Annotated in this window: 3 protein-coding genes; 2 read left to right on the top strand and 1 reads right to left on the bottom strand. The window is 56.6% G+C overall.

Annotation, left to right across the window (positions count from 1 at the left end):
• Window positions 1-1,289: CocE/NonD family hydrolase (locus EN749_RS31665; protein ID WP_128364637.1), on the bottom strand; the 1,289-nt coding region annotated here is incomplete at its 3' end.
• Between the two features lie 589 nt (window positions 1,290-1,878).
• Between EN749_RS31665 and EN749_RS31660 the strand changes: the two genes are divergently transcribed.
• Together EN749_RS31660 and EN749_RS31655 are read left to right on the top strand one after the other, a co-directional pair.
• Window positions 1,879-2,652, top strand: a complete 774-nt coding sequence (locus tag EN749_RS31660; RefSeq protein WP_189367828.1) for an enoyl-CoA hydratase/isomerase family protein — start codon at window positions 1,879-1,881, stop codon at window positions 2,650-2,652.
• Between the two features lie 2 nt (window positions 2,653-2,654).
• Window positions 2,655-4,323: CoA-binding protein (locus tag EN749_RS31655; protein ID WP_128364635.1), on the top strand; the 1,669-nt coding region annotated here is incomplete at its 3' end.

Raw genomic sequence — 4,323 nt, 5'->3', positions numbered from 1 at the left:
CCATAATCCACCTTGCCCGCGTCGTTATTAGTGGCCCACCGATTCGATCTGACATCTGCCAAGGCAGGGTCGACCTGGAGCGTGTCGAGACCCATCTCGCCAGGCGAGGCGCTTAGGCCAAAGTTATTTGCCATGTGCCACCGACGGCGGATGGCGCGGGGAGGCCATGAGCGCGTCGATTTCCAAACGCCTTCCCCAAGGGTGTAGTAATGGAGAACTTTTCCCTGCTCGTGAGCGGCCTGACCGCTAAAGCACGCGTCCGCGAAGCGGATGTCGTTTGCCAGCTGCGTTGATGTCGTGGGAGGACTCGTCTTATCGGGGTCGAGGAGGGGATCGTAAGGAATGTCGCCGCCATGGTTCCACGGACCTATGATCACGTTCATCGGATATGACTGTCGCAGGAAACGACGAATGGCCCCTTGCGCGGTGCCGGCATCGAACCAGCCCGCCCAGGTCTGGGTTGGGGTCGCTGAGCTATCCAGTGTGTCCGCTACTTCCTGAATACTCCAGTCAAGCATGGAGGCCCCGCCCCAGGACGGGGGACGATCGTCCTTGAACGCCACCCGTTGAAATCCCTCCCAGACAGACGGAACCCGCTCGTGATCGCGCAGAGCCGCGTCAAGCTCCGGCTCGCCGCTAGAGCCGACTGGACGCACGCCCGGCGATTTCTCGCCGTCCGCGAGCGTCAACAGATTGCGGTCGAGATCTTTGACCCGGTTGCCCCACGTCTGCCCTATGAAGGCATTCGGCACTCCTCCAGGAAAGTAGTCATCTTCATAAGGATCGTAGTCTGGAAAGCGTGGAATGATGCCCTTGAGCGCAACATGGTTTCGTTCCGCCATCCAGTCGGCAGTAATGGCGGTGTAAGAAAAGCCGTAGCCCACGACGCGACCCGTAGACCAAGGCTGCGCGACGATCCAGTCGAGCACTTCGCTGAAATCCAATGTCTCATCGCGCGCGCGATGATAAGGCCACACTCCGAAAGAAGCTCCGGGTCCGCGAACATCTCCAACAACAACGGCATAACCGTGCGGCACAAATTGGTCGGCTAGGTGGTTGGACGGTCGGCCTTTGATCCCGCGCCAGTAGCGGGTCATGATAAGAATAGTATCAAGACTAGTGCTGGGATACTTGTCCAAAGGGCGGGAGACATCCAAGGCGAGTTTCACGCCGTCACGCATTGTCACGTATGTCGATTCCACATGTCCGATCTCAAAGGGCATCGCAGCAGCACCATCGAGATCGAAGCGGAAAATCGAATTTGGCGTCCCCTGATGAGAGCGACTCATACAGTCTCCTTATTCTCTAATCTTTCCCAAATGCATTATCGCGTCCGATCCGCAGGTGAGGTTCGTTCTCACGATCGGAATCATTGGCGCGTACTACAGCACTGCGTCCAACATTATTTGGGTATAGATTGATCGCAAAAGGACACTAATAAACCTGGCTGGTCAGGTATTTGCGTGTTGGTTGCGATTGTGGGGCGAGGCGACACAGGGCCGCGGCCCAATCTTTGAACATCACTCATCGGCTAGTGCACGAAGGCGTTTACATCGCCGGATGTTCGTTCATGGAAGGATGAGAACCCCAACTGCTTGACCGCCGATCGCCAAGCTCGTGACCGACATTTCGATATTGTTTTTGTCGGCGTCACGGTCCGGATTTTGCGCGCGACCTGCCGTCGACCATCGATTCAAAGCTGGGCACGACGGTTATGCAAACCAGCAGTGCGCCTTGCCCCCCGCGATCCGCGCCAGCAACGAATGTCCGGAGTGCCTACCGATTATTGCGCTCGCACGATCAATCTATGTCCAAAAAATGTTAGACGCGCAATATTTTTTGGCGACACTGGAGGGATCAGCCGCAAAGAGAATATCCATGAACGAAGTTGTTACGAAGCAAGAAAATCAAGCGTTTCACATTATCTTCAACCGCCCAGAGCGGCTGAATGCCGTCAACGAAGTCCTTTATCAACAAACGTTGGACGCCCTGCAGTATGCGGATAAAGACCCAAATATACGCTGTGTGATCCTTTCCGGAAACGGTCGGGCATTCTGTGCGGGTGCCGATCTAAAGGCCCACAAATCGGGCGAGCGGACGCGCGGTGAGCGCGAGGCCTATATCACGCTTGGGCAGCGCGTTTGCGAACAGATTCAGACGATGAAAACGCCCGTTATCGCCCAAGTGCATGGTTATGCCGTCGGGGGCGGAGCGGAAATCGCGACCTCTGCTGATTTTCTGATCATATCCGAGGATGCCCAGCTCGGGTTTCCGGAAGTCGCCATTGGCACTTATGTGGGGGGAGGCGTAACGGTCCGACTCCCTAGCCTTATTGGGTTAAGAAATGCGGCAAGTCTTTTGCTGCTGGGCGACAAGATAACCGGTGCGAAATGCCTGGAGATTGGCCTGGCAACCGAGGCTCCGCCAGCGGATCAGTTGGTGGAGCGTACCACCGCGCTGGTGGATCGACTCGTAAAGAACGCGCCGTTGCCGATGGCCCGCCTTAAGGCGGCGATCAATTTCCCGAAAAGCCCCGAAAGCCTATTCCGTGCCGAGGCCGAAGACGTGCTGGCGATCATGGAAACGAAGGATTGGGCTGAGGGAGTAGCAGCTTTTGCCGAACGCCGCTCCCCCACGTTTGAAGGAAAATAGGAATGGACGCCCTCAATAAGGCAACAGCGGTGAGCCGCATACTTGAGCCGCATTCCGTCGCGGTCATTGGCGCATCTGCAAGTCCCTCCAAGCGCGGATATCAGATCATCAACGCGTTGCAAAAGGCCGGCTACAGCTATCCGATCCTGCCGGTCAACCCAAAGGGAGGGGCGATCCTGGGTTTGCCCGTAGTCACCGAAATTGATGCCCTTCCGGAGGGCGTTGATATTGCGGTGATAGTTCGGCCGGCTGAGGAGGTGCCAGATATTCTTCTCCAGTGCGGCAAAAAGGGCATCGCGGGTGCCATTATTGTCGCACATGGGTTTGGCGAGCGGGGAGACCAAGCAGCAAGCACGGAAAAGAGATTGCGTGACGCCTTAGCAGAAAGCGGGGTCCGCATTATTGGGCCCAACACGTCAGGCATGGTAAACTGTACCGTACAGGCGGACCTAATCGGCCTGCCGGAACTGCCCCCAAAGGGACCCGTCAGCGTCTTAACGCAAAGCGGTAACATGATTTTGACGGTGCTCGAAGACAGCCGCGCGATCAACGGTCCCGGCTTCGATGTCATTGCTGGTTTAGGGAACCAGGCTGATGTTGGATATGACGAACTGATCGAAGAGCTTTGCCTGCGCAAGAGCACTCGTTCAATTGCGATCTACAATGAAGGTTTCATTGATGGGCGGCGTTTTTTGAATTCGGCCGCACGAGTAGCGGAGAGCTGTCCGATTGTAATGCTCCGAGGAGTGCGATCCCACGAAGGTGGAAAGGCGGCGCTTTCTCATACGGGTTCGATTGCTGGCGCTGACGATATCGCTTTGAGAGTGCTGCCGCAGATGGGCGTTACGCTGGTGGATCGCTCGGACGAATTGCTTCCGATAGCTGCGCTTCTGGCAACCACTCCTCTTCCCAGACCAGAGGCTGGGATTGTGGTTCTGGCTGACGGTGGTGGACATGCCACGCTGGCGGTTGATGCTCTATCTCGCGCGGGGGTACCCTTTGCATCTCTTTCTGGGGAAACCAAAGCTAAGTTGAGAAAGGTGCTCGGGGAGGAAGCCAGTGTCGAAAATCCGATCGACGTTTACAGCGCCATAGATGCCCATCCGGATGTCTTTCCGGAATGCATTGAGATCTTGGCGTCAGATCCAGAGGTAGGGCTCATTCTGACATCCGGGATGTTTGGAGCGTACCACTTAAGGTTCGAAGCTTCTCTCGTGACAGCTGAGAATTCGGCCGCCGAGCGTATCGTTGCATTGCAAAAGACCTCTGGCCTTCCTCTAGTTTTCCATAGTTGCTACGCCAGCCGAATGCCTGAGAACCACCAGATCTTGCGAAATGGCGGCATGCAAGTCTTTGCCTCGTTGGATTGGGCTGTTGCAGGCGCGAGAGCGCTCTTCGAGAGGGCAACCTGGCTTTCAAAGAACGGCAGTCACAACGCAACGTTGGCAACTGGGGGGCCGCGCGTGGTCGTGCCCAACGGCTTGTCGGCAGAGACGACGGCTCGCGAAATACTGCAGAAATTGGGCGTGGACACTGGTCAATGGTTGGCTGCTGTCGATGCGGAATCCGTCGAGGCAGCCGTTTCCGGGTTTGCAACTTCTTGCGCGGTGAAGGTCGATTCGGCGGCGGTCAGCCACAAGTCTGATGTAGGCGGCGTGCGTCTCGGTGTGA

The organism is Mesorhizobium sp. M7A.F.Ca.ET.027.02.1.1 (genome assembly GCF_004022985.1).
Taxonomy (GTDB): Bacteria; Pseudomonadota; Alphaproteobacteria; order Rhizobiales; family Rhizobiaceae; genus Mesorhizobium.
This window is presented reverse-complemented; position numbering and strand designations above follow the sequence as displayed.

Bases quoted from the DNA above. Each gene is read 5' to 3' on its own strand.
- EN749_RS31660 (WP_189367828.1), top strand. From the start codon at position 1,879: ATGAACGAAGTTGTTACGAAGCAAGAAAATCAAGCGTTTCACATTATC.